The following is a 25,125-nucleotide window of genomic DNA, read 5'->3' on the forward strand; positions in this document are numbered from 1 at the left end:
CCACCGGGGGAGGGCTACTCTCCGCCCTTCTGAACGTAGCCCCGGACGAACTCCTCCGCGTTCTCCTCGAGTACCGAGTCGATCTCGTCCAGCAGGTCGTCGACGTCCTCGGTGATCTCCGCGTGCCGCTCGGCGACCTCCGGGTTCGCCTCGGTAGTGGCCTCGTCGACCTCCTGGTCCCGGCGCGCCTTGCCGGACTGCGACTGACCGCCGGTGTCACGGGTAGCCATGCTGCTGCCTCCTCCACGATCGCCTGGGGAAAACTTACCTCGGATGGCCGACGAATCGGCCGGCACCGCCCCGGCGGGCGGCCGGCCGGCACCCCGGCCGGCCCGGCTCAGCCACCGGTGATGGTCTCCAGTAGGTCCTTGGCGCTCGCACACCGGTCGAAGAGCGCCCCGACGTGCTTGCGGGTGCCGCGCTCGGGCTCCATCATCGGCACCCGCACCAGCGACTCCCGGCCGACGTCGAAGATGACCGAGTCCCAGCTCGCCGCCACCACCTCGGAGGCGTACTGGGCCAGGCAGCGGCCCCGGAAGTAGGCCCGGGTGTCCTCCGGCGGCTCGGTCATCGCCGAGCGGGTCAGCTCGTCGGGCAACAGCGTCGCCATCGAGCCCCTGCTGACCAGCCGGTGGTAGAGGCCCTTCTCCGGGCGCACGTCGGAATATTGCAGGTCGACCAGTTGCAGCTTGTGCGAGGCCCAGCCGAGCTTCTCCCGCTCCCGGTAGCCCTCCAGCAGGCGCAGCTTCGCCACCCAGTCCAGCTCGCCGGCGCAGAGCATCGCGTCCCGGCCGAGCCGGTCCAGCACGCTCTCCCAGCGGTCGAGCACGTCCGCGGTGTCGTGGTCGAGGTCGTCGCCGTACCGGTCGTCCACAAAGGAACGGGCCCGCTCGAGGTACGCCCACTGCAGGTCGAGTGCGGTGAGCCGGCGGCCGTCGCGGAGCCGGAGCCGGTGCGACAGCGAGGGGTCGTGGCTGACCGCCTTGAGCTCGCCCACCGGGTCGGCGATCGCCAGGTCGGGGCTGAGCGCCTTCTCCTCGATCATGGTGAGGACCAGGGCGGTGGTGCCGACCTTGAGGTAGGTGGAGATCTCCGACAGGTTGGCGTCGCCGATGATGACGTGCAGCCGGCGGTACTTGTCGGCGTCCGCGTGCGGCTCGTCCCGGGTGTTGATGATCGGCCGCTTCAGCGTCGTCTCCAGGCCGACCTCGACCTCGAAGAAGTCGGCCCGCTGCGAGATCTGGAAGCCGGGCTGCGAACCGTCCTGGCCGATGCCGACCCGGCCGGCGCCGCAGACGATCTGCCGGGTCACGAAGAACGGCGTCAGGTACGCCACGATGTCGGCGAACGGTGTCTGCCGGCGCATCAGGTAGTTCTCGTGCGCGCCGTAGCTGGCGCCCTTGTTGTCGGTGTTGTTCTTGTAGAGGTGGATCGGGTGCGTGCCCGGGATGGTGGCGGCGCGCCGGGACGCCTCGGCCATCACCCGCTCGCCCGCCTTGTCCCAGCGGACCAGGTCGAGCGGGTTGGTCACCTCGGGGGTCGAGTATTCCGGGTGGGCGTGGTCGACGTAGAGCCGGGCGCCGTTGGTCAGTATCACGTTGGCCAGCCCGAGATCCTCGTCGGCCAACGCCTCCGCCGGGTCGTAGGCGGCACCGGAGTAGGTGAAGCCGCGGGCGTCCCGCAGCGGCGACTCCTCCTCGTAGTCCCACCGGGCCCGACCGCCCCGGGCCAGCTCGGGGCGGGCACCGTAGGCGTTCACCACCTGCGAGGAGGTCACCATCGGGTTCGCTCCGGCCTGGCCGGGCACGGAGATGCCGTACTCCACCTCGGTGCCCATGATCCGCCGTACGCTCATGCCGCCGCCTCGCTCCGCTCACCCATGCTGTCGAGCCTAGTCCGCACCGTCGCCGGGTTGTTCGCCCGGTGTGTCGACACGGCCACGGTACGCCCTCAACGCCCCTTTGCCCGTTCCGGTGCCGACATCCTCGGTCCGGTGTCGGGGATCCCGGCACCGGACAGGGGTCCCCGAACAGCACTGTGGGCGCCGCGATCGCGGCGCCCACAGTTGCCGTCGCACGTTACAGGTACTGGCCGGTGTTGCTGGCGGTCTCGATGGACCGGCCGGCCTCCGCGCCCTTGCCGCCGGAGACGAGGGTACGGATGTAGACGATCCGCTCCCCCTTCTTGCCGGAGATCCGGGCCCAGTCGTCCGGGTTGGTGGTGTTGGGCAGGTCCTCGTTCTCCCGGAACTCGTCGACGCAGGCGTCGAGGAGGTGCTGCAACCGCAGCCCCTTGCGGCCGGAGGAGAGGAACTCCTTGATCGCCATCTTCTTGCCCCGGTCGACGATGTTCTGGATCATCGCACCGGAGTTGAAGTCCTTGAAGTAGAGGACTTCCTTGTCGCCGTTGGCGTAGGTGACCTCGAGGAAGCGGTTCTCCTCGGTCTCCGAGTACATCCGCAGCACGACCGCCTCGATCATGGCGGCGACCGTGGACTGCGGGTCGTCGCCGTGCTCGGTCAGGTCGTCCGGGTGCAGCGGCAGCCCGGTGAGGATGTACTTGGAGAAGATGTCCTTCGCCGCCTCGGCGTCCGGCCGCTCGATCTTGATCTTCACGTCGAGCCGGCCGGGGCGGAGGATGGCGGGATCGATCATGTCCTCCCGGTTGGAGGCGCCGATCACGATCACGTTCTCCAGGCCCTCGACACCGTCGATCTCGCTGAGCAGCTGCGGGACGATGGTGTTCTCCACGTCGGAGGAGACGCCGGAGCCCCGGGTCCGGAAGACCGAGTCCATCTCGTCGAAGAAGACGATGACCGGAGTGCCCTCGCCGGCCTTCTCCCGAGCCCGCTGGAAGATCAGCCGGATGTGCCGCTCGGTCTCGCCGACGTACTTGTTGAGCAGCTCGGGGCCCTTGATGTTGAGGAAGAAGCTGGTGTGCTTCTCCTCGCCCCGCCGCTCGGCGATCTTCTTGGCCAGCGAGTTCGCCACCGCCTTGGCGATGAGCGTCTTGCCGCAGCCCGGCGGGCCGTAGAGGAGGATCCCCTTCGGCGGCCGGAGCTGGTGCTCCCGGAACAGGTCGGCGTGCAGGAAGGGCAGCTCGACCGCGTCCCGGATCTGCTCGATCTGGGCCTGCAGGCCGCCGATGTCGCCGTAGTCGACGTCCGGCACCTCCTCCAGGACCAGCTCCTCGACCTCGCTCTTCGGAATCCGCTCGTACGCGTACGCCGACCGGGGCTCGATCATGAGCGAGTCACCGGCCCGCAGCGGCGCACCGATGAGAGTCTCCGCGAGGTGGACGATCCGCTCCTCGTCGGCGTGGGAGATCACCAGCGCCCGGTCGCCGACGCCGCCGGAGGGGCTGTCCAGCACCTCCTTGAGCATGACGACCTCGCCGACCCGCTCGTAGCCGAACGCGTCGACGATGTTGAGTGCGTCGTTGAGCAGGACCTCCTGCCCACGCCGCAACTCCGCCACCTCGAGCGAGGGTGACACCGCCACCCGGAGCTTGCGACCACCCGTGAAGACGTCGACGGTGCCGTCGTCGTGCCGGGCCAGGAAGACACCGTAACCGCTCGGCGGCTGCGCCAGCCGGTCAATCTCTTCTTTGAGAGTGACGATCTGGGCGCGTGCTTCCTTGAGGGTGTTCACGAGCCGCTCGTTGTTCTCCGTGAGTCGAGCCAGCTGCGCCTGTGTCGCCGCCAGCCGTTCCTCAAGCTGCCGGACGTGTCGAGGGCTTTCGGTCAACTTGCGCCGCACCAGAGCGAGTTCCTCTTGAAGAAACGCGACCTGGGTGGAGAGATCGTGGGCCTCCTTCTCCCACCGTGCGGCGCGCGAGTCCGCGTCGTCGCTGCGTGCCACGTCCCACCTCCCCGGGGGCTTGAACGTTCTGCCCTAACACTAACCGCTATGACGCTGATTCGGTTCCACGCAACACCCTCGTCGCCGAAGCTTGATCACCGTGACAAGCTCCGGGCGGACCGGCGGCGGTGGCGTCGCGGCGCTCCCGGGGGTCCGGGACCGGCCCGCGCACGCCGCGCGAGGAGCGTGGCAGCCGCCCGGCGCCACCCCGGGATTCCCTTCCTGACCAGGCATTCCGCCCCGGACGCCCGGACCGCAGGGCGACCGGGGCAGGGTCACGCAACGGTGTCGCCAGGCTACTTTCGGTCGCCTTCGGGTGCCGGATCCGGGCCCGGGAAGCCGGAGCGGCAGGTGAAAACCGTAATGTAGGCCACTTTCCGGGCATCCCGGCACCGAGGGTCAGAGGGTGGGACGGCCGACCACCGAGGCGACCAGCCGGGCGAACTCCTCCAGCCGGGCGATCTGCCCCGCGCCGCCGTCGTCGAGCGTCTTGCCGAACCGCAGCGCGTCGTGCCGGGGCGGCAGCTGCGCCTCGTCGCCGGGCACGCCCTCGTCGAGGGAGCTGAGCAGCAGGTAGACGTCGATGCTGTCGACCCGGATCTGGCCGTTCTGCGTGCGGCTGAGCCGCCGCCGGCAGCCCACCTCGCTCACCGTCGAGACCGGCACCACCCGCAACGACGAGGTCATCGAGCCGGCCGGGCCGTCGTCGGGCGGCACGTCCTCGCCGTGCCAGAGGATCAGCCGGCTGCCGTCGCAGATCGCCACCTCCTGCCAGACCCCGTTCACCTCGTTGACGAAGCGCTCCAGGGTGAAACCGAGCACCGAGGCGCCCTTCAGCACGCCGTTCAGCGCCTCCATCGCGACGTCCGGATCGCGCAGGTACGCCCGGGCGGCCGACTCCAGATCCTGGTAGGGCGACCAGTCCGGGAAGACGGCCGGCAGATCTCCCCCGCCGAACGCCGGCCGGCTCATGCCGGCACCCCGCCGTGCTCGGCACGCCCGCAGATGCGTCGACTCCGGCGGGAAGGGGTCATTCCGCGGCCCGCCCGGAGGTCGCCTCGTCCCGCTGCGCCTGGCGGCGCAGCGCGTACGCCTCGGCGCCCTTGCTGGGCTTGCGCCGGCGCGGCGGCGCGGTTACCCCGGGCGCGAGCCGGCGGCTCGAGACGAGGAAGGCGGTGTGCGCGATCATGCGGTGGTCCGGGCGTACGGCGAGGCCGTCGGCGTGCCAGTCCCGCACCAGCGACTCCCAGGCGCGCGGCTCGGTGAACCCGCCACGCTCCCGCAGCGCCTCGACCAGCTCGGAGAGCTGGGGCGTGGTGGCGACGTAGCCGATGAAGACCCCGCCCGGGACCAGGGCGCGTTCGACCAGGTCGAGTGCCTCCCAGGGGGTGAGGAGGTCAAGGATGATCCGGTCGAAACCGGACTCCCGGCAGCTCGCCACGTCGCCCACCCGGAGTGTCCAGGCTGGATGCGGTCCACCGAAGAAGGATTCCACATTTCTGCGCGCGATCTCGGAGAAGTCCTCGCGCAGTTCGTAAGAATGCACCTCGCCGTCCGGACCGACGGCCCGCAGCAGCGAGCAGGTCAACGCGCCGGAGCCGGCGCCGGCCTCCAGCACCTTCGCGCCGGGGAAGATGTCCCCCATCGTCACGATCTGGGCGGCGTCCTTGGGATAGATCACCTGGGCGCCGCGCGGCATCGACAGGACGTAGTCGGCCAGCAGCGGCCGCAGCGCCAGGTACGCCGTACCGCCGGTCGAGGTGACCACGCTCCCGTCCGGCAACCCGATCAACGCGTCGTGCTCCAGGGCGCCGCGGTGGGTGTGGAACGCGCGCCCGGGCTCCAGCGTGACGGTGTGCATCCGGCCCTTCGGGTCGGTGAGCTGCACCCGGTCGCCGGGGCGGAACGGGCCCCGGCGGGCCGGCACCGGTGCGTGCGGGGCGGCGGGTACGGCGGTGGGCTGTGCGGTCACTGAGTCATCTTCCGTTTCGGCTCCAGGAGCTGCGCCAGGTCGGCGATGTGCAGAACGCCGACCACATCTTCGCCTGACGTCACCAGGTACTGCGCGCCCGGGTGGGCCTGCACGGCGTGCACCACCTGCTCCCCGCCGAGCCCGACGGCGAGACTCGGCACCGCGTCCACGCCCCGGGCGACCGCGTCCACCGCCACCCACGGCCGCCGTTCCACCGGCACGGCGTCGGCGGCGACCCGGTCGACAAGCGCCACCAGCCGGCCGGACGAGTCCGACACACCGAGCGCGGAGCCGCTCCGGCCGGCGTCCGCGCCCCGGCGCTGCGCCTCGGAAAGCGGCGTGCCGGTGGGCACCGAGAAGACCGGCCGGGCCAGCCGGGCCAGGTCGATCAGGGGGAACCGCCGGCTGATCCGGGCCGCCCGGATCGTCTGCCCGGCACCCTGCCAGAGGGTGAAGGCGACCAGCAGCACCAGCCCGAGTCCCAGCCACGGCAGCCCGCCCAGCCAGGTCAGCAGCGTGAAGAGCACCGCGGTGCCGATGGCCACGGCCCGGCCGAACCAGCCCGCCACCTCGGTGGCGAGGTGCCGGTCCCGGGTGAGTGCCCAGACCCCGGCCCGCAGCGCCCGGCCACCGTCCAGCGGCAGGCCGGGCAGGATGTTGAAGACCGCGACCAGCACGTTGCTCGCGGCGAGTTGGAAGGCGACCTGGTTGGCCAGGGTGCCGTCGGGCAGCGCGAGGGTGGCGGCGACACCGACCAGCCCGAGCACCAGCGAGACCGCCGGACCGGCGAGCGAGACGAGGAGGTCCACCCGGGGCGTCGGCGCGTCCCGCTCCATCTCGGTGTAGCCGCCGAGCAGTTCCAGGGTGATGCCCCGGACCCCGATGCCGAACCTGCGGGCGGTCAGCGCGTGCCCCAACTCGTGCAGCAGCACCGAGCCGAGCAGGAAGACCACGAAGCCGAAGCCGACCAGATAGCCGGCGAGCTGGGAGAGCTCGAGTTGCTGCCGGACGAACTCGCCGTACATGACGGTGATCAGGGCCACCAGCAGCAGCATGGAGGGGTTGAGATAGACCGGCACGCCGAAGACCCGGCCGATGGTGAGCCCGGGCCGGCGGGGCGGGTCGGGCCGTGGTCGTGAGTTTTCCTCCACCGGTCCGATGCTACGGAACTTTCCGCCGGACAGGTCCGCCGGTGCGGCCGGTGCGCTGGCCGACCCGGGCCGGTACGCATGGCGGGACGGGCGGGCCCGGTTCGGTCGTACCCGTGACATAGCCTTCCGGACATGGCGGCGGAGACGGTGACATCGCAGACAGCCTCGCACGGCCCGGTGGATCCGCCGGCCGACACTCCGCCCGTCCCGCAGGTCACCGCCTCGCTCTCGCCGTCCCGGGCGGCCGACTTCAAGACCTGCCCCCTGCTCTACCGGCTGCGCAGCATCGACCGGCTGCCGGAGCGGGCCAGCGTCGAGCAGGCCCGGGGCACGCTGGTGCACGCGGTGCTGGAGCGCCTCTTCGACCTGCCCGCCGAGCGGCGGACGCCGGCCGCCGCGGCCGAGCTGGTGGCGCCGCAGTGGGACCGGCTGGTGGCCGAGCAGGCGGAGCTGGCCGAGCTCTTCATTGGCGGTGACCGGGACCCGACCGGCTTCCTGGCCTCGGCCCGCGAGTTGCTCGACGGCTACTTCACCGTGGAGGATCCGCGCCGGCTGGAGCCGGCCGAGCGGGAGAGCCTCGTCTCCACCGTCGTCGACGACCAGCTGCTCATCCGGGGCTACATCGACCGGCTGGACGTCGCCCCCGACGGCGCGCTGCGGGTGGTCGACTACAAGACCGGCGGCGCGCCCCGCGAGGCGTTCGAGGCCCGGGCGCTGTTCCAGCTCAAGTTCTACGCCCTGGTGCTCTGGCGCACCCGGGGCGTGGTGCCCAGGGTGCTGCGGCTGCTCTATCTCAAGGACGCCGAGGTCTGCGACTACACCCCGGACGCCGAGGAGCTCGTCCGGTTCGAGCGCACCGTGCTGGCGCTCTGGCGCGCCATCGAGCAGGCGACCCGGGCCCGCGAGTTCCGGCCCAGGCCGAGCCGGCTCTGCGACTGGTGCAGTCACCAGGCGCACTGCCCCGCCTTCGGCGGGACGCCACCGCCGTTTCCGGAGCCGACCGAGCCGGCCGATCCCTCGGCACCGGCCCCACCGCCCGCCCGGCCCAGAGCCGCTCCGGCAGCAATCCCTGAGCCGGAGGAGGCAACCTCCTCCTGAAGGAGGAGTGCAGGGTCGCCGTCGGCGACGACCTGTCGCGCCGCAGAGCGGCTAGCGTCGCCAGCATGACCCGTACCGATGCACCCGCCCGCCCCACCGGCGGCCGGGACATCGGCGGCCGGCGCCGCTTCCGCCCCACGCCGGAACAGCGCCGGTGGCTGATCCGGGACGGGCTGCTGGCGGTGGCGGCCGTCGCGCTGGAGGTGACGTTCGTCGGCACCGCGCCGGCCGGGCTGGCGCCGCAGGGCTGGCCGGGGCTGCTCGTCTGGAGCGTCCTCTGCGCCGCCCCGATCGCGCTGCGCAGGGCCGCGCCCTGGCCGGCGGTGGGTCTGGCGGTCCCCGCCTTCGTCGCCTCGGTCCTGGTCGGCGCGCAGCCGGTCGCCGCCGGTGCCGCCTTCGTGCTGCTGACCTACAGCACCGCCGCGCTGCTCCCCCTCCGCGAGGCCGCACTCGCCGCCGCGACGATCTGGGCCCCTTCGATCACCGTCGCCCTGCTCGAACCGCCGCCGCCGGACCTCACCGAACCCTCCCCGGCCTACCTGGTCTTCACCCAGGTGCTGCTCGCGCTGGTCTGCTTCTTCGTCGGGCGTACCGTGCACGCGCGGCGGGCCACCATCCGGGCGCTGGAGGAGCGGGCCCGGGTCGCCGAGGAGAACCAGCGGTCCCTGGCCGACCAGGCGGTCGCCGACGAGCGCCGGCGGATCGCCCGGGAGCTGCACGACGTGGTCGCGCACCACGTCAGCGTGATGGGCGTACTGGCCACCGGTGCGCGCCGGGTGCTCTCCCGGGACCCGGCGGCCACCGACGGGGCGCTGGGCAGCATCGAGGAGACCAGCCGGACCACCCTGCGCGAGCTGCGCCGGCTGCTGGACGTGCTGCGCACCGACACCGAACCGGCCGCGGAACTCGCCCCGCAGCCCGGGCTCGCCGGCATCGAGGCCCTGGTCGAGCAGGTCCGGGAGGCGGGACTGCCGGTGACCCTGCGGGTCGACGGCACCCCGGGCCCGCTGGACCCGGGAGTGGCGCTGACCGTCTTCCGGATCGTCCAGGAGGCGCTGACCAACACCCTCAAGCACGCCGGCACGGCAACCGCGCAGGTGCGGCTCAGCTTCGGGATCTACTGGCTGATCGTCGAGATCTCCGACACCGGCCGGGGGCCGGCACCGGAGAGCGGACGGGTCGGGCACGGCCTGGTGGGAATGCGGGAGCGGATGGCCCTCTACGGTGGAACCCTGCGCACCGGCCCCCGCCCCGGCGGTGGCTACCGGGTCTACGCCAAGATGCCGATGGAGCAGCTGGGTGCGCCGATGGACAAGGGGGCGGCATGAGCGACGGCAGGGACACATGAGCGACGGCAGGGAGACCGGTGGCGGCAGGGAGTCGACCCGGCCGGTGCGCGTCCTCCTCGCCGACGACCAGCCGCTGCTGCGTACCGGCTTCCGGATGGTGCTGGGTGCCGAGGACGACCTCGACATCGTCGGCGAGGCCAGCGACGGCGTGGAGGCGGTGGACCTGGCCCGGCGGCTCCTTCCCGACGTGGTGCTGATGGACATCCGGATGCCCCGGATGGACGGCGTCGCCGCCACCCGGGCGATCATCGACGCCCGGCTGCCGGTACGCGTCCTCATCCTGACCACCTTCGACCTCGACGAGTACGTTGTCGGGGCGCTCCGGGCCGGGGCGAGCGGCTTCCTGGCCAAGGACGTGCCGGCGGAGGACCTGGTCACCGCCATCCGTACCGTCGCCGTCGGCGAGGCGGTGGTCGCGCCGCGCATCCTCAAGCGCCTGCTGGACCGGTTCGCGGAGTCGCTGCCGGACCCGGAGGCGGCGCCGCCGAAGGCGATCGGCGTGCTCACCGAGCGGGAGCGGGAGGTGCTGGTCCAGGTGGCCCGGGGGCTCTCCAACGCGGAGATCGCCCGGGTGCTGACGGTGAGCGAGACCACCATCAAGACCCACGTCGGGCACGTGCTGACCAAGCTCGGGCTCCGCGACCGGGTCCAGGCGGTGGTGCTGGCCTACGAGACCGGCCTCGTCCGCCCCGGCGCCTGAACCCGCCGCCGCCCCGCCCCGGCGCGGAGACCGTCCCGCCTACCCCTTCCGACGTACGCCGCAGGGCACCGTACGCCTACGACCGACAGCTCCCCGGGTCGTACCGCCGGAGGAGCGGGCCGGACGGGAGGCGTACCCGAAGACCATCCCGGCGCACGACGGCGCCACCGCTTTCCCGGCCTATCGTTCTCAGTGGTAGCCGGCGATGCAGTTAACGACGCCGACACATATCTGTCAGGGACAACCCTGATCCGTTGTCAGGGCCCACCCGCAGCGGATTGTCCGCGTCGAACTCCATCGCGGGTCGGACGCCGGAACCGCCCGCGTCACGGACCATGGATGCTGCCGGCCGGATCACGGGTCCGGCCGGACCACAATTTGTCTAGGGGGAGATGAAGGTGACCGCGACGGTAGCCCGAGGTGCGCGGATGGCGGCCCGAGCCAGCGACGTGTGGAAGGTGTACGGCAGCGGCGAGGCACAGGTCGTCGCCCTGCGCGGTATCAATGCGGAATTCGAACAGGCCCGGTTCACCGCCATCATGGGCCCATCCGGATCCGGCAAGTCCACCCTGATGCACTGCCTTGCCGGCCTCGACTCGGTAACCAGGGGAAGCATCCATATCGGCGACACCGCCGTCACCGGACTCGGTGACGCGGGTCTCACCAAACTGCGTCGGGACAAAGTCGGTTTCGTCTTTCAGCAGTTCAATCTGCTGCCCACGCTGACCGCACTGGAAAACATCCTGCTTCCGCTCTCGATCGCCGGCCGTAAACCCGATCGGGAATGGCTGGACACCGTCATCGACACCGTCGGGCTGCGGGACCGGCTGGGCCACCGCCCGGCACAGCTCTCCGGCGGGCAGCAGCAGCGGGTCGCCTGCGCCCGGGCGCTCGCCTCCCGCCCCGAGGTGATCTTCGCCGACGAGCCGACCGGGAACCTCGACTCCCGGTCCGGTGCCGAGGTGCTCGGCTTCCTGCGCCGCTCCGTCACCGAGTACGGGCAGACCATCGTCATGGTCACCCACGACCCCGTCGCCGCCTCCTACGCGGGACGGGTCATCTTCCTCGCCGACGGCCAGATCGTCTCCGAACTCGTCGAACCGACCCCGGAGACCGTGCTCGACACGATGAAGAAGCTCGACGGGCTCGCCGAGGCGGGACTCTGATGCTGCGCGCCACCCTGAAGAGCCTGCTCGCCCGCAAGGCCAGGCTGGTCGCCTCCGGCCTGGCCGTCGTGCTCGGCGTGATGTTCGTCTCCGGCGCCTTCGTCCTCACCGACACCCTGGGCCGCTCCTTCGACACCATCTTCAACGACGCGTACGCCGGAACCGACGTCGGCGTCAGCGCCAAGCCGAAGATCGAGGTGGCCGAGATGGAGGGCGAGCAGATCGCCGCCCCGTTCCCGGCCAGCACCCTGGAGCAGGTGCGCGCGGTGCCGGGGGTGGCCGGCGTCACCGGCGTGGCCGCCGCCGACGGCGCCCGGGTGATCGGCAGCAACGGCAAGGCGCTGACCTCGTTCGGTCCGCCCCAGCTCGGCTCGAACTGGACCGGCGAGAGCGACCTGGTGCGGTTGCGCGAGGGGCGCGGGCCGACCGCCGACGACGAGGTGGTGGTCAACGCGGCGGTGGCCACGGCCGGCAGGCTCGCCGTCGGCGACCGGGTCGGGATCCTGACCCGCCAGCCGAGGCGCGACTTCACCGTCGTCGGGATCTTCGGCTACAGCGGTGACCGGGACAGCCTCGGTGGCGCCCAGGAGGTGGCGTTCACCGAGCCGGTCGCCCAGGAACTGATGCTGGGCCAGCCCGGGGTCTACTCCGAGCTGAGCGTCGAGGCGGCCGACGGGGTGGCCCCGGCGACGCTGCGCGACGACATCGCGGCAACCCTCGGCGACGGCTACGTGGTCAAGACCGGCGAGCAGCTCTCCGCGGACGCCTCCGCCGGGCTGAAGGAGGGCCTCGGATTCTTCAACAACATCCTGCTCGGCTTCGCCGGGGTCGCCCTCTTCGTCGGCATCTTCCTGATCCTGAACACCTTCTCGATCATCGTCGCCCAGCGGACCCGGGAACTCGCGCTGCTGCGGGCGATCGGCGCGGGCCGCCGCCAGGTGATCGGTTCGGTGCTGGTCGAGGCCGTCGCGATCGGCCTGCTCGCCTCGGTACTCGGCCTCGGCGCCGGCATCGGGGTGGGCGCGCTGCTGGCGTACGTCTTCGGGCAGACCGCCGGTGGACTGCAACTCGCCGGGCTCGGCGTACCACCGGCCGCGGTGATCAGTGCCTTCGCCGTCGGCCTGATCGTCACGGTCGTCGCCGCGGTGCTCCCGGCGATGCGGGCCTCCCGGATCCCTCCGGTCGCCGCCATGCAGGACGTGGCGACCCCGGACCGGCCGCTGACGAAGATCTCCGCCGCCGGCGCGGTGGTGACCGCGGTCGGCGGCACCCTGATGGCGCTCGGCCTGAGCGGCAACACCGGGGACAACACCCTGCTGACCATCCTCGGCGGCGTCCTGCTCTCGTTCGTCGGGGTGGCGCTGCTGACGCCACTGATCAGCCGCCCGGTGGTCGGGCTGCTCGGCCGGATCTTCTCCTGGTCGGTGCCGGGCAAGCTGGGCCGGCTGAACTCGGGACGCAACCCGCGGCGGACCGCGATCACCGCCGCCGCGCTGATGGTCGGCATCGCCCTCGTCACCGGGGTGACGGTGATCCTCGACTCGGCCAAGAGCAGCATCACCGCGCTGGCCGAGGAGACCATCCAGGCCGAGCTGGTCATCTCCGGCGCGCAGTCCGGTCCCCGGCCGCCGAGCTTCGACCCGGCGGTGCTGGACCAGGCCGCCGCGTTGCCCGGGGTCGGCATGGTCGCCGGCATCTACGGCGACCGGGCGCTGGTCGACGGCGAGCAGTCCTGGATCACCGCGACCAGTGACGTGGCGGCGCTGCGGGAGATCTACCGGGCCACCCCGACCGCCGGCAGCATCGACACGCTCGGCCCGCACCAGATCCTGGTCGACTCCGGGACGGCGCAGGACCGCGGCCTGGCGGTCGGCGACACCGTCCCGGTGCAACTGTCCCGGGGTGACGCGCAGACCTACACGGTGACCGGGATCTACGCCGAGTCCGATCTGTTCGGCGGCTTCCTGCTGCCGGTCGGGGCGGCGAGCGACTTCGCGATGCCGCAGCCGACGCAGGCGTACCTGAAGCTGGCGCCGGGCGCCTCGGTCGACGACGTGCTGCCCAGGGTCGAGGCGCTGCTCGCGGCCAGCCCCGAGGTGTCGGTCGCCGACCGGGCGGACTTCATCGAGCAGCAGACCAGCCAGCTCGACGGGCTGCTGACAATGATCCAGATCCTGCTGGCGCTGGCGATCCTGATCGCCGTGCTCGGCATCGTGAACACGCTGGCCCTGTCGGTGCTGGAGCGGACCCGGGAGCTGGGCCTGTTGCGGGCCATCGGGCTGCGCCGGGCGCAGACCATGCGGATGATCACGGTCGAGGCGGTGGTGATCTCGGTCTTCGGTGCCCTGCTCGGGGTGGCGGTCGGCGCCGGCCTCGGCGCGGCCGTGGTCCGGGCGCTGCGGGACGAGGGGATCAGCGACCTGGTGCTGCCCTGGACCGAGATGGGGCTCTTCCTCGGCCTGGCGGCCGTTGTCGGGGTGGTCGCGGCGGTACTGCCGGCGATCCGGGCCGCCCGGCTGAACGTGCTCGGCGCGATCGCGCACGAGTGAGGCCCGCCCAGGGCCGTGGGGGTGGCCGTGGGCGACGGAGCCGGGGGTGGCGTCGGGACGGGCGCCACCCCCGGCGGTTCACGGGTGGCGGCCGGGGCACCGCCGGAGGGCGGGTCCCGGGCGAGCCGGCAGCCGGTCAGCGCGGCAGGTCGAGCGGGGCCAGCAGGTCCGCGAGCAGCTCCAGGTCCACCCCGGCCAGCGTCTGCAGCAGGCGTACGCCGTCGGCCGGGTCGACCGGCACCGCGTGCGGCACCGCGAGTACGGCGGCACCGGCGGCGAGCGCGCTGGCCACCCCGGCCGGCGAGTCCTCGATCGCCACGCAGCGGGCGATCGGCACGTCCAGCAGCCGGGCCGCGGTCAGGTACGGTTCCGGGTCCGGCTTGGTGGCGGCCACCTCGTCACCGCAGACCACCACCTCGAAGGTGTCCCGGCCGAGCGTCTCCAACGCGATCTCGACGACCGCGCGCCGGGTCGAGGTGACCAGCGCGGCCGGCACCGAAGCGGCGCGTACCGCCGTGACCAGGGCGAGTGCACCGGGCCGCCAGACCAGGTCGGTGAGGAACATCTCGCTGACCCGGCGGTCGAGCCAGGCGGCACTGGCCTCCGGATCCCGCCACGGCTGGGCCAGGTCGCTGTGCAGGATCTCCATCGAGACGCCCATGCTGGTGCCGACCATCGCCAGCCGGGCCTCCTCGGAGAGCGTCCCGCCGTAGTGCGTGGCGAGCTCCTGGAGCCCGACGTCCCACAACCGCTCGCTGTCGACGAGCGTGCCGTCCATGTCGAAGAGCACCGCGGCGGGATGCTGGCTGTTCAGGGGTTCCTCCCGGACTAGGACACGGCCCGACCGTAGCCGATGCGGCCCGGCCGTAGCCGATCATGCCAACGCCGCCCGGCACCGTCGCCGTGCCGGTGGGCGGGTGTGGCGGATGCCTCAGCACCGGCCCCTCCCCCGCCGGCGGTCACGGGTCAGCGGAGGTCGCAGGCGTCCAGCGAGCGCTCGTAGCCACCGAAGAAGGCATCGGTGCGCTGCTCGGCGCTGCCGTGCGCCCCCTCGGCGAACCACGGCTGGTCCGGATCGTCGGCGACCGCCCGCAGGCCGGCGACCAGCTCGTCGAGGTCGCCCTCCTCGATGGTGAGCGCTCCCGAACGCACCGAGTCGCCGAGGTAGGCACCGGCCATGCAGTCGGCCTGTAGCTCCTGCTGGATCGTGAAGTCGTAGCGGATGCCGAGCCGCACCTGCACGCCGTGCGCGTACTCGTGGCCCAGCAGGTAGTAGAGGAACGCGTCGCCGACCTGGCGGAAGGCGGCGACCGCCCAGTTGACGTCGTACGCGATGAAGTCGCCCGCCGAGCAGTAGACGGCGTTGTTGCGGGGAAGCCCCTGCCCGGCGCAGGCGACCTCGCCCTCCCGCTGGTACGCGACGATCCGGCGGATCGGCTGGAACCGCTCCCCCGACGCCTCGAACCGCTGGGTCCAGTACTCCTCGGCGACCTGCACGGCCCCGTCGATGTCGCTGCGGAACTCCTCGACCGTCATGGTGCCGTCGGCCCTGGTCGCGTCGTTCTCGCCGGAGGCACCCGGATCGTCCTGCGGATCCGGCCCGCCGAACGCGCAGGCGGCCGCGACGACCAGCACCGCCGTCAGCGCGATCAGCCGCCAGAGCCGGTCGGTACGGCGCAACGGGCGCATCGGGGGCCTCCCATTCGGTCGACGCAGCAGAACACTTGCCGCCCCGGATCCCGGCTAGACCCCTTTCCGAAGCGACCCGCGACCCCGCCGGCCAGCGATCGGGAGGATGCCTTTCCGATGATCGTGCCGCTGGGACGGATCCGGCGCAACCTCGGAGTTCTCATCCTGCCGACCATCGGTGTCGCGCTGGGGCGACGCACCACTGTGGACGCTGCTGGTGCTGGTCGTGACGTGTCTCGCCATCCCCGCCGCCGTCGGCCTGCACGGCGGGCCCGCGCTGGTCCGGAGGCTGCTGCTCGACGCCACCACGACCGGGGCCCGCCGGACCCGGCCCGACGCCGCCGGGCTCGGTGCCGCCCGGCGGCCCAGGACGGAGAAGTACCGCCGCCGACCGGCCGGGGAAGGATCCACCGCAGCGCGGCGGAGCCGGCCGGCGGCCCGTCCGCCGCCGGCCCGTCTTCGCCCGGAAACACCTCGGCCGGCCACACACTGGTGCCGCCCGCCCGGCGCCTCGCACCGGCGCCCACTTCGCGTTGGCCCGGTCCCCGACGATCGCCCGTTCCGACCGGGTTGTCCGGACCATCGGCGTGGTGGTCGTCCCGGCGGGTTCCGTCCCCGGCGGGCGGAGCCGGCGCGGCCGGCGGGCCGCATCCGGGTCAGGGACGTAGGCTGACGGACGTGAGGGACAACAGGGACGGCAGTACCAGGCAGATCGGGGACACCGCCGCACGGCACCGGGCCGCACGGCCCGGCCGCGGCACGCACGCTGGGGGTAGGGCGTGACCGAGTTCGACGGGCTGCCCATGCTGCGCTCGCCGGTCGCGATCGCGGCCTTCGAGGGATGGAACGACGCGGCGGACGCCTCCACGGCCGCGGTCGAGCACCTCGAACAGGTGTGGCAGGCACGCCAGATCACCGAACTGGACCCGGAGGACTTCTACGACTTCCAGGTGAGCCGACCGACGATCACGATGGCCGACGGCGAGACCCGCCGGGTCGAGTGGCCGACCACGCGGTTCATGCGGGCCAGCCCGGACGGTACCGACCGGGACGTGGTGCTGATCCGGGGCATCGAGCCGAGCATGCGCTGGCGCACCTTCTGCGAACAGGTGCTGGAGCTCTGCCACAGCCTGGAGATCAATCGGATCGTGCTGCTCGGTGCGCTGCTGGCCGACGTGCCGTACACCCGGCCGCTGCCGATCAGCGGCAGCGCCTCGGACAAGGGCGCCGCCGAGCGCTACCAGCTCACCCCGACCCGTTACGACGGCCCGACCGGCATCGTCGGGGTGCTGCACGACGCCGCGAGCCGGGCGGAGCTCGAAGCCGTGTCGTTCTGGGTGCACGTGCCGCACTACGCCAACAACCCGCCCTGCCCCAAGGCCACCCTGGCACTGCTGCACCGGGTCGAGGAGGTCCTCGACCTGCCGGTGCCGATGTCGGAGCTGGCCGAGGAGGCCGCCGAGTGGGAGCAGCGGGTCCGCACCGCCGCCGAGCAGGACGCGGAGCTCGGCGAGTACGTCCGCGAGTTGGAGGAACGGGTCGGCGACGCCGGCATCCAGCCGCTGACCGGCGACGAGATCGCCCAGGAGTTCGAGAAGTACCTCCGCCGTCGCGGCGGCTCGGCCGGTCCGACCGCCGGCTCCTGGTGAGTACCGTCGGCTCCTGGTGAATACCGTCGGCTCCTGGTGAATACCCGTCGGCTCCTGAGCGTCCCGACGTCCTGAGGAGCGGTACCCGGCGCTCGCGCGAGCGCCGGGTACCGCTCCTCAGCTTTTCGTTGTCAGCGGCGTGTCCCGGTTGTGTGGGGCACATCCCGTACAGCATCCTAGGAACCTAGCGCTGTTCCGTGGCTCAGGAGGTGTCGGTGCAGATCAACCCGGGAGCGGCCGAATTCCCCCACCGGCAGATCGCCACGCAGTTACGAGCGCGGATCCGCAACGGCGACTGGGCGGCCGGCGACCGCCTCCCCTCCATCCCGGCCATCGCCGAGATGTTCGGGGTGGCGAAGCAGACCGTCCAGCGCGCCATCGACCAGCTCCGGGTCGAGGGCGTCCTGATCACCAAGCCGGGCTCCGGGACGTACGTCCGGGGCACCCGCCGGCGCCTCAACCGGCTCTCCCGGGGCCGGTACGGCGGGCACCGCGGCTACCACGCCGACCTCGCCGCCCGGTACCGGCAACAGTTGGTGCAGGTCGGCAGGGCACCCGCACCGCCCGAGGTGGCCGACGCCTTCGGCGTGCCGGACGGCACCGAACTGGTCGTCCGCCGGCACCTGGTACGCACCGAGGACGTGCCGGTCGAGGTCGGCGCCTCCTGGTTCCGCACCGCCGACGCCGCCGGCACCAGCCTGGAACGGATGGAGGCGTACGGCCGGCCGCTCTACCAGGAGGCCGAGGAGGCGATCGGCCGGCGCTACGTCTCGGCGACCGACCAGATCAGCGCCCGCCAGCCGAGCCGGGAGGAGGCCGAGATCCTGCAGATCCGGCCGGACACCCCGGTGCTGCACCTGTTGCACGTCGCCTACGACGCCGCCCACCGGCCGGTCGAGGTGGCCCAGGCGACCTGGCCCGGTCCGATGACCACGCTCACCGAGCAGTACCAGGTCCCCGGCCCCGCGCCCGAGACCGACCCGGACCCCGGCCTCGTGCTCGGCTGACAGCCGTCGTGGCGGCGCGCCCCGCCACGGCGCCGTCCGGGGTCCGCCGCCGCTGTCCCCGGCGACTCAGAGCCTGATGCCGAGCAGGGCGTCGACGGTGGCGGCCATCAGGTCCGGCGCCGCCGGATCGCTCCCGGACCGGGCCAGCGTGGCGTCCACCCAGCGGTCCAGCAGGGCCAGCGCGCCCGGCGAGTCGAGGTCGTCGGCGAGCCGTTCGCGTACCCCGGCCAACAGCTCCGGGCCGGCGGGCCCGGCCGGCGCGGCGGCGGCCTCCCGCCAGCGGGCCAGCCGCTGCGTGCCCTCCTTGAGCAGGTCGTCGGTCCACTCGCGGTCGGCCCGGTAGTGGCCGGCGAGCAGCGCCAGCCGCACCGCCATCAGATCCACGTGGTCGGCCCGCAGCCGGGAGACGAAGACGAGGTTTCCCTTCGACTTCGACATCTTCTCGCCGTCCAGGCCGATCATCCCGGCGTGTACGTAGTGCCGGGCGAACGGCTCCGCACCGGTCAGCCGCTCGGCGTGCGCCGCCGAACACTCGTGGTGCGGGAAGAGCAGGTCGTTGCCGCCGCCCTGGACGTCGATGGTCTCCCCGAGCAGCGCCATCGCGATCACCGCACACTCGATGTGCCAGCCCGGCCGCCCGGGACCGAGCGGCCCGCCGTCCCAGGCCGGCTCGCCGTCCCGGGCACCGCGCCAGAGCAGCGCGTCGAGCCGGTCCCGCTTGCCGGCCCGGTCCGGGTCGCCGCCGCGCTCGGCGAAGTATCCGAGCATCTGGTCGCGGGAGAGGTTGGACTCGTAACCGAACCGGGGTGCGGTGGCGACGTCGAAGTAGACGTCCCCGGTGCCGTCGTCGAGCCGGTACGCGGCACCGTCGTCGAGCAGCTCCCGGACCTTCTCCGCGATGGCCGGGATCGACTCGACGGCGCCGACGTAGTGCGCGGGCGGGATCATCCGCAGCGCCTCCATGTCCTCGCGGAACAGCGCCGTCTCCCGCATCGCCAGGACCACCCAGTCCTCGCCGTCCCGCTCGGCCCGCTCCAGCAGGGGGTCGTCGATGTCGGTGACGTTCTGCACGTAGCTGACCGGATGGCCGCCGTCCCGCCAGACCCGCTGCACGAGGTCAAAGGTGATCATCGTGGCCGCGTGCCCCAGATGGGTCGCGTCGTACGGGGTGATGCCGCAGACGTACATCGTCGCCGGCCCGGAGGGCCGGGTCGGGTGCACCGCGCGGCGCGCCGAGTCGTACAGAGCGAGCCGCGGTCCCCTGCCCGGCAGCCGCGGAATCTCGTGACCCACCCAGGTTTCCATGGTCACCACCCTAGCCAGCCGGCGGATCCCCGTTGCCCGGCCAGCGGTCGGGGTGACCGGATCGACAGGTGGTCGAGGTGGTCGCGGGCGACGCCGTCGAGGCGATCGGATCGACCGGCGGCCGAGGTGATCAGATCGGTGGCCAGGGGATGGCCGGCCACTCCTCGGAGGGCTCCGGAAAGCGGGCCGTCCCCAGCAGCCTGTCGACCCGGCGTGCCGTCGCGGCGACCTCGCCGACGGTCAGGTGCTCGGCGAGGTCTTCGCCCAGCGGGCCGGCCAACCCCCGGGCCAGCTCGGCGAGCATCTCCAGCGCGTCCGGCGGCAGATCCCGCCGGGACCAGCCCCAGAGCACCGTCCGCAGCTTGTCCTCCACGTGGAAGGAGACCCCGTGGTCGACGCCGTAGATCCGGTCGTCCGCCCCGACCAGCACGTGTCCGCCCTTGCGGTCCGCGTTGTTGATCACGGCGTCGAGCACGGCGAGCCGGGCCAGCCGGGGGTCGTCGGCGTGCGCGAGAGCGTACGGGGCGCCCTCCTCGTCGCGGGCGGCGGCGACCCGGAACCACCGGGCCGGCAGGCGCCGGGCCGGCACGAAGCCCACCAGCGGCTCCGCCTGCTCCGGTTCGTCGATCCAGAGCTGGCAGGCGCCGGTGCCGAGCGGTCCGTCCCGGAGCACCGTGGGCGGGACCAGGTCCCATCCGGTGGCCCGGGACACCAGGTACGCCGAGACCTCCCGCCCGGCCAGGGTCCCGTCCGGAAAGTCCCAGAGCGGCCGTTCGCCCCGGACCGGCTTGTAGACGCAGCGGGCCGTGACCCCGTCCAGGGTCAGGAACCCGCGCAGGGTCGTGTTGGAGGCGTCCACCAGCCGGCCCTCCAGCTCGAACTCGCCTCCCCGCAGCAGCCTGAGGGCATCGCTCTCGTCCAACGCCGGTCGCAGGTCGGCGGAGGTCACCGGGGCGGTCCCGGACGGCGGACGGCGACGGTCACCGGTGGTAGCCGTTGTGCCGCGGACAGAGGTGGCCGGCGGGGTCGAGCGGCTGGCCGCAGAGCGGGCACGGCGGCCGGCCCGCCGCCACCACCCGCCGGGCCCGCTCGATGAACTCGCGGGCGGCCTGCGGGGTCAACCTGACCCGCAGCCGGTCGAGGTCGTCGTCGGGCTCCTCCTCCTCGTCGACCTCCTCCTCGCCGCCGGCGAGCTCGACCTCCGCCTCGGCTTCACCGGCGGCGATCGCCTCGATCACCACCGTGGCGGTGTCGACGTCGAAGGCCAGGCCGAGGGTGCCGACCCGGAACTCCTCGTCGACCGGCGTGTCCAGCGGCTCGTTGTCGGAGGTGACCGGGGGTGGCTCGGGCAGCTCGACGCCGAACCGCCGGTGCGCCTCGGTCAACAGCTCCTCGAGCTTCTCGGCCAGCAGCGACACCTGGACCTTTTCCAGGGCCACGCTGACCAGTCGGCCTCCGCCCCGCGCCTGGAGGAAGAACGTCCGCTCACCCGGCGGACCCACAGTTCCGGCGACGAACCGCTCGGGCGGCTCGAATGCGTGCACCTGGTGGGTCATACCCACGACCCTATCCGGCCGGATACCACAGCGCGCAGCCCACCGACCCGAATCACCATACGCCCCGATCCGCACGCCGGTCGTCCCTGCCGCCACCGTGCGCCGACCCGCTCCCGGTCGGGACGGACCCGGCCCCGCCGGCACCCGCCCCGACCTGGGCAGGGTCCGATCCGGCCTCGACCGGGTCCGCTTCGCCCCGGGGTGGGTCCGATCCGGCCTCCGCCGCGCCGACCCCACCGCCGACCGGGGCGTCCGAGGAGACCGCGCGGGAGCGGCGGCGCGGGTCCGGGGGCGGCGGGACGAGGCCGGTCAGATCGCCGCCGGTGTCGTTGAGCCGCAGGACGAACGGGCGGACCGGGGTGTAGCGGATCCCGGTCACCGAGCCCGGATCGGCCACGATCCGCTGGAACTGGTCCAGATGTACGCCCATCGCGTCGGCCACGATGGCCTTGATCACATCACCGTGGCTGCACGCCAGCCAGACCGCCTCCGGCCCGTGCTCGGCGGTGATCCGGGCGTCCCATCGGCGTACCGCCGCGACCGCGCGGGCCGCCATCCCGGCCATCGCCTCCCCGTCGGGAAAGATTGCGGCGCTCGGGTGCTGCTGCACCACCTGCCACAGTGGATCCTTGGCCAGCTCCTTCAGCGGCTGGCCCTGCCACGCCCCGTAGTCGCACTCGACGAGGTCCTCCTCGACCACCGGCGCGGCGTCCGGCAGCGCGAGCTCCAGGGTCTGCCGGCACCGGATCAGCGGGCTGGTGACCACCGCCGCCAGCTGCACCGCCCGGAGCCGGCCGCCCACCGCCGTCGCCTGGGCCCGGCCGGTCTCGTCGAGCTCGACGGGTTGCCGGCCGGCCAGGCCGCCGTCGGCGTTCGCCGTGGTCCGGCCGTGCCGGAGGAGCAGAAGGGTCGCCACGACCACACCCTACGGCCCGCCGGCCGGCCCGCTCGGCGGAGCCGCCCGGATCAGGTGGCGCTGATCGTCCCGGTCAGCAGCAGCGCCAGCACCAGGCTGCCCAGCGCCACCCGGTAGAGGACGAAGACGTAGAGGGTGTGATGCGCCACGAAGCGGAGCAGCCAGGCGATGGCGGCGTAGCCGACCCCGAAGGCGATGATCGTCGCCACCACCATCTGGGCCGGGGACGGGATCGAGCCGCCACCGCCGGTGTCGAAGACGTCCGGCAGGCTGAAGACGCCGGACATCACCACCGCCGGGATGGCCAGCAGGAAGGAGTAGCGGGCCGCCGCCTCGCGGGTCAGGTTGAGGAAGAGCCCCGCCGTCAGGGTGCCGCCGGACCGGGACACCCCGGGGATCAGCGCCATCGCCTGGGCGAAGCCCATCACGATGCCGTCCCGGAGGGTGAAGTTCTCCAGCCGGCGGGTCTGCCGGCCCCAGTACTCCGCGAAGGCGAGCACGAAGGCGAAGACGATCAGGGTGGTGGCGACCAGCCAGAGGTTCCGGGCGGCGGTGCGGATCTGGTCCTTGAAGAGGAAGCCGAAGACCCCGATCGGGATCGAGCCGATGATGACGTACCAGCCCATCCGGTAGTCGAGGCTCGACCGGACCGAGCTGTCCCAGATGCCGACGACCCAGACCCGGGTGATCCGCCAGATGTCCTTGGCGAAGTAGAGCAGCACCGCGGCCTCGGTGCCGAGCTGGGTGACGGCGGTGAAGGAGGCCCCGGCGTCGTGCTCGAAGAAGATCGCCGAGGTGATCCGCAGGTGACCGGAGGAGCTGATCGGCAGGAACTCGGTCAGCCCCTGCACCAGGCCGAGCACGATGGCCTCGATCCAGCTCATCGCCACGCTGCCGGCGGGTTCCGCCGGGATCACTCGCCCACCCCGGCGAGCTCCAGCGCCTCGGCGCAGGTGCGCAGGGTCTGGATGCCGCTGTCGGCGTCGGCCGCGAAGAGGGTCACCGAGAGCGTGGTGACGCCGGCCGCCGCGTACTCGCGCATCCGGTCGGCGATCCGCTCCTTCGGCCCGAGCAGGGAGGTCCGGTCGATGAACTCCAGCGGTACGGCCGCCGCGGCCTCACGCGGCCGTCTGGCCAGGTAGAGGTCCTGGACCTCCCGGGCGCCGTCGCCGTAGCCCATCCGGGTGGCGAGCTGGTTGTAGAAGTTCTGCTCCCGGCTGCCCATCCCGCCGACGTAGAGGGCGGCGTACCAGCGGACCAGCTCGGCGCAGCTGGCGACGTCGTCGCCGACCACCAGCGGCACGCTGGGCACCACGTCGAAGCCGGCGAGTTCCCTGCCGGCCCGGGCCCGGCCGGCGCGCACCGTGTCGAGCTGTTCGGCGGCGAAGTCGGGTGCGAAGAAGATCGCCAGCCAGCCGTCGGCGATCTCGCCGGCCAGCTCCAGATTCTTCGGGCCGACCGCGGCCAGGTAGATCGGGATCTCCTCGCGCGGCGGATGGAAGCCGAGCCGGAGCGGCTTGCCGGGGCCGTCCGGCAGGGGCAGGCGGTAGTGGGCGCCGTCGTACTCCACCTGCCTGCGGCCGATGGCGAGCCTGACGATGTCGACGTACTCCCGCGTCCGGGCCAGCGGCTTGGCGAACCGGACCCCGTGCCAGCCCTCGGAGACCTGCGGGCCGGAGACGCCCAGGCCGAGCCGGAAACGGCCGCCGGAGAGGGTGTCGATGGTGGCCGCCGTCATCGCGGTCGCCGCCGGGCTGCGGGCCGGGATCTGCATCACCGCCGAGCCGAGGTCGATCCGCTCGGTCTGGCCGGCCAGCCACGCCAGCATGCTGGGCGAGTCCGAGCCGTACGCCTCCGCGGCCCAGACCACCGAGTAGCCGAGCCGGTCCGCCTCCCGGGCGAGCGCCAAATGGTCCGCGGGGGTGCTCCACGCCGTCTGGTATCCGAGGCTGAGCCCGAGTCGCACTGGTCCCTCTCCCCCATCCGTCCGCAAGTCGCATCAGGGTACGCAATGACCCCTGGAAGCTCGCCGCTGACCCGCCGATGCCGGACCCGTGCCCCGACGTCTGCTTTGTGGCGATAAACCCGGACCGCCATGGCGGGAGCGAGGATATCGGCGGCGCGATGTTCTGAATAGAGTTCAAGCCATGCAGCAGCGACCGCTCGGCCGAAGCGGGCTGGCGGTTTCCCGGCTCGCCCTCGGCACCATGTCCTGGGGTCGGGACACGGACGCCGACGACGCTGCCGCGCAACTGAAGAGTTATCTGGACGCCGGGGGCAACCTGGTCGACACGGCCGACGTCTACGGCGACGGGGACGCCGAGGCGGTGATCGGCTCCCTGCTCGGCACGCTGGTCCCCCGCGACGACGTGCTGATCGCGACCAAGGCGGGGCTGCGACCCGGCACCGGCCGCCGCCGGGACACCTCCCGGGGGCACCTGCTGCGCACCCTCGACGCGTCGCTGCGCCGGCTCGGCACCGACCACGTCGACCTGTGGCAGGTGCACGGATACGACCCGGCGACCCCGATGGAGGAGACGCTCTCCGCGCTGGACCACGCCGTGCAGAGCGGCCGGGTCCGCTATGTCGGGGTCTCCAACTTCTCCGGCTGGCAGACCGCCCAGGCCGCCACCTGGCAGGCCGCGGTCCCCGGCCGGGCGCCGGTGGTCGCCGCCCAGGTGGAGTACTCGCTGCTGGAACGCGGCATCGAACGGGAGGTGCTGCCGGCCTGCGCGGGCCTCGGGCTCGGCGTGCTGCCCTGGTCGCCGCTGGGCCGCGGGGTGCTGACCGGCAAATACCGGCACGGCCGCCCCGCGGACTCCCGGGCGGCCTCGGCACACTTCGAGCCCTTCGTCGCCCGCTACCTGGAGCCGCGCTGCTCCAGCATCGTCGAGGCGGTGGCCACCGCAGCCGGCGGACTCGGCGTGTCACCGCTGGAGGTCGCCCTCGCCTGGGTACGGGACCGGCCCGGCGTGGTCGCCCCGATCCTCGGCGCCCGTACCGTCGGCCAACTGCTCGGCGCCCTCCAGGTGGAGCGGATGACGCTGCCGGAGGAGATCGCCCGGGCCCTCGACGACGTGTCGTCCGTGCCGGTCGGCTACCCGGAACGGGACGGCTGACCCGATCGGGCACGGTCGGCCCCGATCGGCCCGCGGACC

General features: G+C 72.7%; 21 protein-coding genes and 1 pseudogene. 8 read left to right on the top strand and 14 right to left on the bottom strand.

Annotated elements, in window-relative coordinates; all coding sequences use genetic code 11:
- Positions 1-14: 14 nt before the first annotated feature.
- From ACN27G_RS12515 to ACN27G_RS12540, 6 genes are all read right to left on the bottom strand, one after another.
- A complete protein-coding gene (locus tag ACN27G_RS12515; protein ID WP_421492974.1) occupies positions 15-230 on the bottom strand; it encodes a ubiquitin-like protein Pup in 216 nt (71 codons plus the stop codon).
- 107 nt (positions 231-337) lie between these two features.
- Positions 338-1,855 carry a depupylase/deamidase Dop gene (dop, locus tag ACN27G_RS12520; protein ID WP_421492975.1) on the bottom strand — a complete coding sequence of 506 codons (1,518 nt, stop codon included), beginning with the start codon at positions 1,853-1,855 and terminating at the stop codon, positions 338-340.
- A gap of 223 nt (positions 1,856-2,078) precedes the next feature.
- Positions 2,079-3,860 (bottom strand): proteasome ATPase, encoded by a 1,782-nt coding sequence (gene arc, locus ACN27G_RS12525; RefSeq protein WP_421492976.1) that lies wholly within the window; start codon positions 3,858-3,860, stop codon positions 2,079-2,081.
- Positions 3,861-4,259: 399 nt separating this feature from the next.
- Complete coding sequence (locus ACN27G_RS12530; RefSeq protein WP_421492977.1) at positions 4,260-4,832, bottom strand: hypothetical protein; 573 nt, start codon at positions 4,830-4,832, stop codon at positions 4,260-4,262.
- 58 nt (positions 4,833-4,890) lie between these two features.
- Positions 4,891-5,832, bottom strand: a complete 942-nt coding sequence (locus ACN27G_RS12535) for a tRNA (adenine-N1)-methyltransferase (RefSeq protein ID WP_421492978.1) — start codon at positions 5,830-5,832, stop codon at positions 4,891-4,893.
- A complete protein-coding gene (locus ACN27G_RS12540) occupies positions 5,829-6,887 on the bottom strand; it encodes a M50 family metallopeptidase (RefSeq protein WP_421497309.1) in 1,059 nt (352 codons plus the stop codon). The genes ACN27G_RS12535 and ACN27G_RS12540 overlap by 4 nt, the downstream gene beginning before the upstream one ends.
- A gap of 228 nt (positions 6,888-7,115) precedes the next feature.
- Between ACN27G_RS12540 and ACN27G_RS12545 the strand changes: the two genes are divergently transcribed.
- The 5 genes from ACN27G_RS12545 to ACN27G_RS12565 all read left to right on the top strand — a co-directional run bounded on the left by ACN27G_RS12545 (position 7,116) and on the right by ACN27G_RS12565 (position 13,845).
- Positions 7,116-8,081: a RecB family exonuclease gene (locus ACN27G_RS12545; RefSeq protein ID WP_421492979.1), complete on the top strand. Its 966-nt coding sequence runs from the start codon at positions 7,116-7,118 to the stop codon at positions 8,079-8,081.
- A gap of 65 nt (positions 8,082-8,146) precedes the next feature.
- Positions 8,147-9,409, top strand: a complete 1,263-nt coding sequence (locus ACN27G_RS12550) for a sensor histidine kinase (protein WP_421492980.1) — start codon at positions 8,147-8,149, stop codon at positions 9,407-9,409.
- A gap of 16 nt (positions 9,410-9,425) precedes the next feature.
- Positions 9,426-10,130: a response regulator gene (locus tag ACN27G_RS12555; protein WP_421492981.1), complete on the top strand. Its 705-nt coding sequence runs from the start codon at positions 9,426-9,428 to the stop codon at positions 10,128-10,130.
- Positions 10,131-10,528: 398 nt separating this feature from the next.
- A complete protein-coding gene (locus tag ACN27G_RS12560) occupies positions 10,529-11,296 on the top strand; it encodes an ABC transporter ATP-binding protein (RefSeq protein WP_421492982.1) in 768 nt (255 codons plus the stop codon).
- A complete protein-coding gene (locus ACN27G_RS12565; protein WP_421492983.1) occupies positions 11,296-13,845 on the top strand; it encodes an ABC transporter permease in 2,550 nt (849 codons plus the stop codon). Before ACN27G_RS12560 ends, ACN27G_RS12565 begins: the two co-directional genes overlap by 1 nt.
- A 136-nt stretch (positions 13,846-13,981) precedes the next feature.
- On the opposite strand, the gene ACN27G_RS12570 is transcribed toward ACN27G_RS12565, so the two are convergent.
- Together ACN27G_RS12570 and ACN27G_RS12575 are read right to left on the bottom strand one after the other, a co-directional pair.
- On the bottom strand, positions 13,982-14,623 hold the full coding sequence (locus ACN27G_RS12570; protein WP_421497310.1) for an HAD family hydrolase: 642 nt from the start codon (positions 14,621-14,623) through the stop codon (positions 13,982-13,984).
- A gap of 188 nt (positions 14,624-14,811) precedes the next feature.
- Positions 14,812-15,534: a neutral zinc metallopeptidase gene (locus ACN27G_RS12575; RefSeq protein WP_421492984.1), complete on the bottom strand. Its 723-nt coding sequence runs from the start codon at positions 15,532-15,534 to the stop codon at positions 14,812-14,814.
- Positions 15,535-16,313: 779 nt separating this feature from the next.
- Between ACN27G_RS12575 and ACN27G_RS12580 the strand changes: the two genes are divergently transcribed.
- Both ACN27G_RS12580 and ACN27G_RS12585 read left to right on the top strand, forming a co-directional pair.
- Complete coding sequence (locus ACN27G_RS12580; protein WP_421492985.1) at positions 16,314-17,183, top strand: PAC2 family protein; 870 nt, start codon at positions 16,314-16,316, stop codon at positions 17,181-17,183.
- A gap of 215 nt (positions 17,184-17,398) precedes the next feature.
- Positions 17,399-18,190 (top strand): GntR family transcriptional regulator, encoded by a 792-nt coding sequence (locus tag ACN27G_RS12585; protein ID WP_421497311.1) that lies wholly within the window; start codon positions 17,399-17,401, stop codon positions 18,188-18,190.
- A gap of 66 nt (positions 18,191-18,256) precedes the next feature.
- Here ACN27G_RS12585 and mshC read toward each other — a convergent pair whose 3' ends face one another.
- From mshC to ACN27G_RS12615, 6 genes and pseudogenes are all read right to left on the bottom strand, one after another.
- A complete protein-coding gene (mshC, locus tag ACN27G_RS12590; RefSeq protein WP_421492986.1) occupies positions 18,257-19,495 on the bottom strand; it encodes a cysteine--1-D-myo-inosityl 2-amino-2-deoxy-alpha-D-glucopyranoside ligase in 1,239 nt (412 codons plus the stop codon).
- Between the two features lie 130 nt (positions 19,496-19,625).
- Positions 19,626-20,444: an SCO1664 family protein gene (locus ACN27G_RS12595; protein WP_421492987.1), complete on the bottom strand. Its 819-nt coding sequence runs from the start codon at positions 20,442-20,444 to the stop codon at positions 19,626-19,628.
- 31 nt (positions 20,445-20,475) lie between these two features.
- Positions 20,476-21,051 carry a DUF3090 domain-containing protein gene (locus ACN27G_RS12600; RefSeq protein ID WP_421492988.1) on the bottom strand — a complete coding sequence of 192 codons (576 nt, stop codon included), beginning with the start codon at positions 21,049-21,051 and terminating at the stop codon, positions 20,476-20,478.
- Positions 21,052-21,274: 223 nt separating this feature from the next.
- Positions 21,275-21,967, bottom strand: a pseudogene (locus tag ACN27G_RS12605) (MSMEG_4193 family putative phosphomutase); the annotation flags it as partial.
- A 50-nt stretch (positions 21,968-22,017) separates the two neighbouring features.
- Complete coding sequence (locus ACN27G_RS12610; RefSeq protein WP_421497312.1) at positions 22,018-22,851, bottom strand: undecaprenyl-diphosphate phosphatase; 834 nt, start codon at positions 22,849-22,851, stop codon at positions 22,018-22,020.
- Between the two features lie 29 nt (positions 22,852-22,880).
- Entirely contained in the window at positions 22,881-23,933 is a 1,053-nt protein-coding gene (locus tag ACN27G_RS12615) for an LLM class F420-dependent oxidoreductase (protein ID WP_421492989.1), read from the bottom strand.
- Positions 23,934-24,114: 181 nt separating this feature from the next.
- Here ACN27G_RS12615 and ACN27G_RS12620 point away from each other — a divergent pair, with 181 nt between their 5' ends.
- Positions 24,115-25,086: an aldo/keto reductase gene (locus ACN27G_RS12620; protein WP_421492990.1), complete on the top strand. Its 972-nt coding sequence runs from the start codon at positions 24,115-24,117 to the stop codon at positions 25,084-25,086.
- The last annotated feature ends 39 nt before the right edge of the window (positions 25,087-25,125 follow it).

It is taken from the genome of Plantactinospora sp. WMMB334, from assembly GCF_049179095.1.
Lineage (GTDB): Bacteria > Actinomycetota > Actinomycetes > Mycobacteriales > Micromonosporaceae > Plantactinospora.

What these genes read in the sequence shown, in the direction of transcription:
- ACN27G_RS12570 (WP_421497310.1), bottom strand. Translation starts at nt 14,623, where the DNA reads ATGGACGGCACGCTCGTCGACAGCGAGCGGTTGTGGGACGTCGGGCTC.
- ACN27G_RS12565 (WP_421492983.1), top strand. Translation starts at nt 11,296, where the DNA reads ATGCTGCGCGCCACCCTGAAGAGCCTGCTCGCCCGCAAGGCCAGGCTG.
- ACN27G_RS12550 (WP_421492980.1), top strand. Translation starts at nt 8,147, where the DNA reads ATGACCCGTACCGATGCACCCGCCCGCCCCACCGGCGGCCGGGACATC.
- ACN27G_RS12575 (WP_421492984.1), bottom strand. Translation starts at nt 15,534, where the DNA reads ATGCGCCCGTTGCGCCGTACCGACCGGCTCTGGCGGCTGATCGCGCTG.
- mshC (WP_421492986.1), bottom strand. Translation starts at nt 19,495, where the DNA reads ATGGAAACCTGGGTGGGTCACGAGATTCCGCGGCTGCCGGGCAGGGGA.
- ACN27G_RS12610 (WP_421497312.1), bottom strand. Translation starts at nt 22,851, where the DNA reads ATGAGCTGGATCGAGGCCATCGTGCTCGGCCTGGTGCAGGGGCTGACC.
- ACN27G_RS12620 (WP_421492990.1), top strand. Translation starts at nt 24,115, where the DNA reads ATGCAGCAGCGACCGCTCGGCCGAAGCGGGCTGGCGGTTTCCCGGCTC.
- ACN27G_RS12545 (WP_421492979.1), top strand. Translation starts at nt 7,116, where the DNA reads ATGGCGGCGGAGACGGTGACATCGCAGACAGCCTCGCACGGCCCGGTG.
- ACN27G_RS12555 (WP_421492981.1), top strand. Translation starts at nt 9,426, where the DNA reads ATGAGCGACGGCAGGGAGACCGGTGGCGGCAGGGAGTCGACCCGGCCG.
- ACN27G_RS12600 (WP_421492988.1), bottom strand. Translation starts at nt 21,051, where the DNA reads ATGACCCACCAGGTGCACGCATTCGAGCCGCCCGAGCGGTTCGTCGCC.
- ACN27G_RS12530 (WP_421492977.1), bottom strand. Translation starts at nt 4,832, where the DNA reads ATGAGCCGGCCGGCGTTCGGCGGGGGAGATCTGCCGGCCGTCTTCCCG.
- ACN27G_RS12540 (WP_421497309.1), bottom strand. Translation starts at nt 6,887, where the DNA reads ATGCTGCTGCTGGTGGCCCTGATCACCGTCATGTACGGCGAGTTCGTC.
- dop (WP_421492975.1), bottom strand. Translation starts at nt 1,855, where the DNA reads ATGAGCGTACGGCGGATCATGGGCACCGAGGTGGAGTACGGCATCTCC.
- ACN27G_RS12515 (WP_421492974.1), bottom strand. Translation starts at nt 230, where the DNA reads ATGGCTACCCGTGACACCGGCGGTCAGTCGCAGTCCGGCAAGGCGCGC.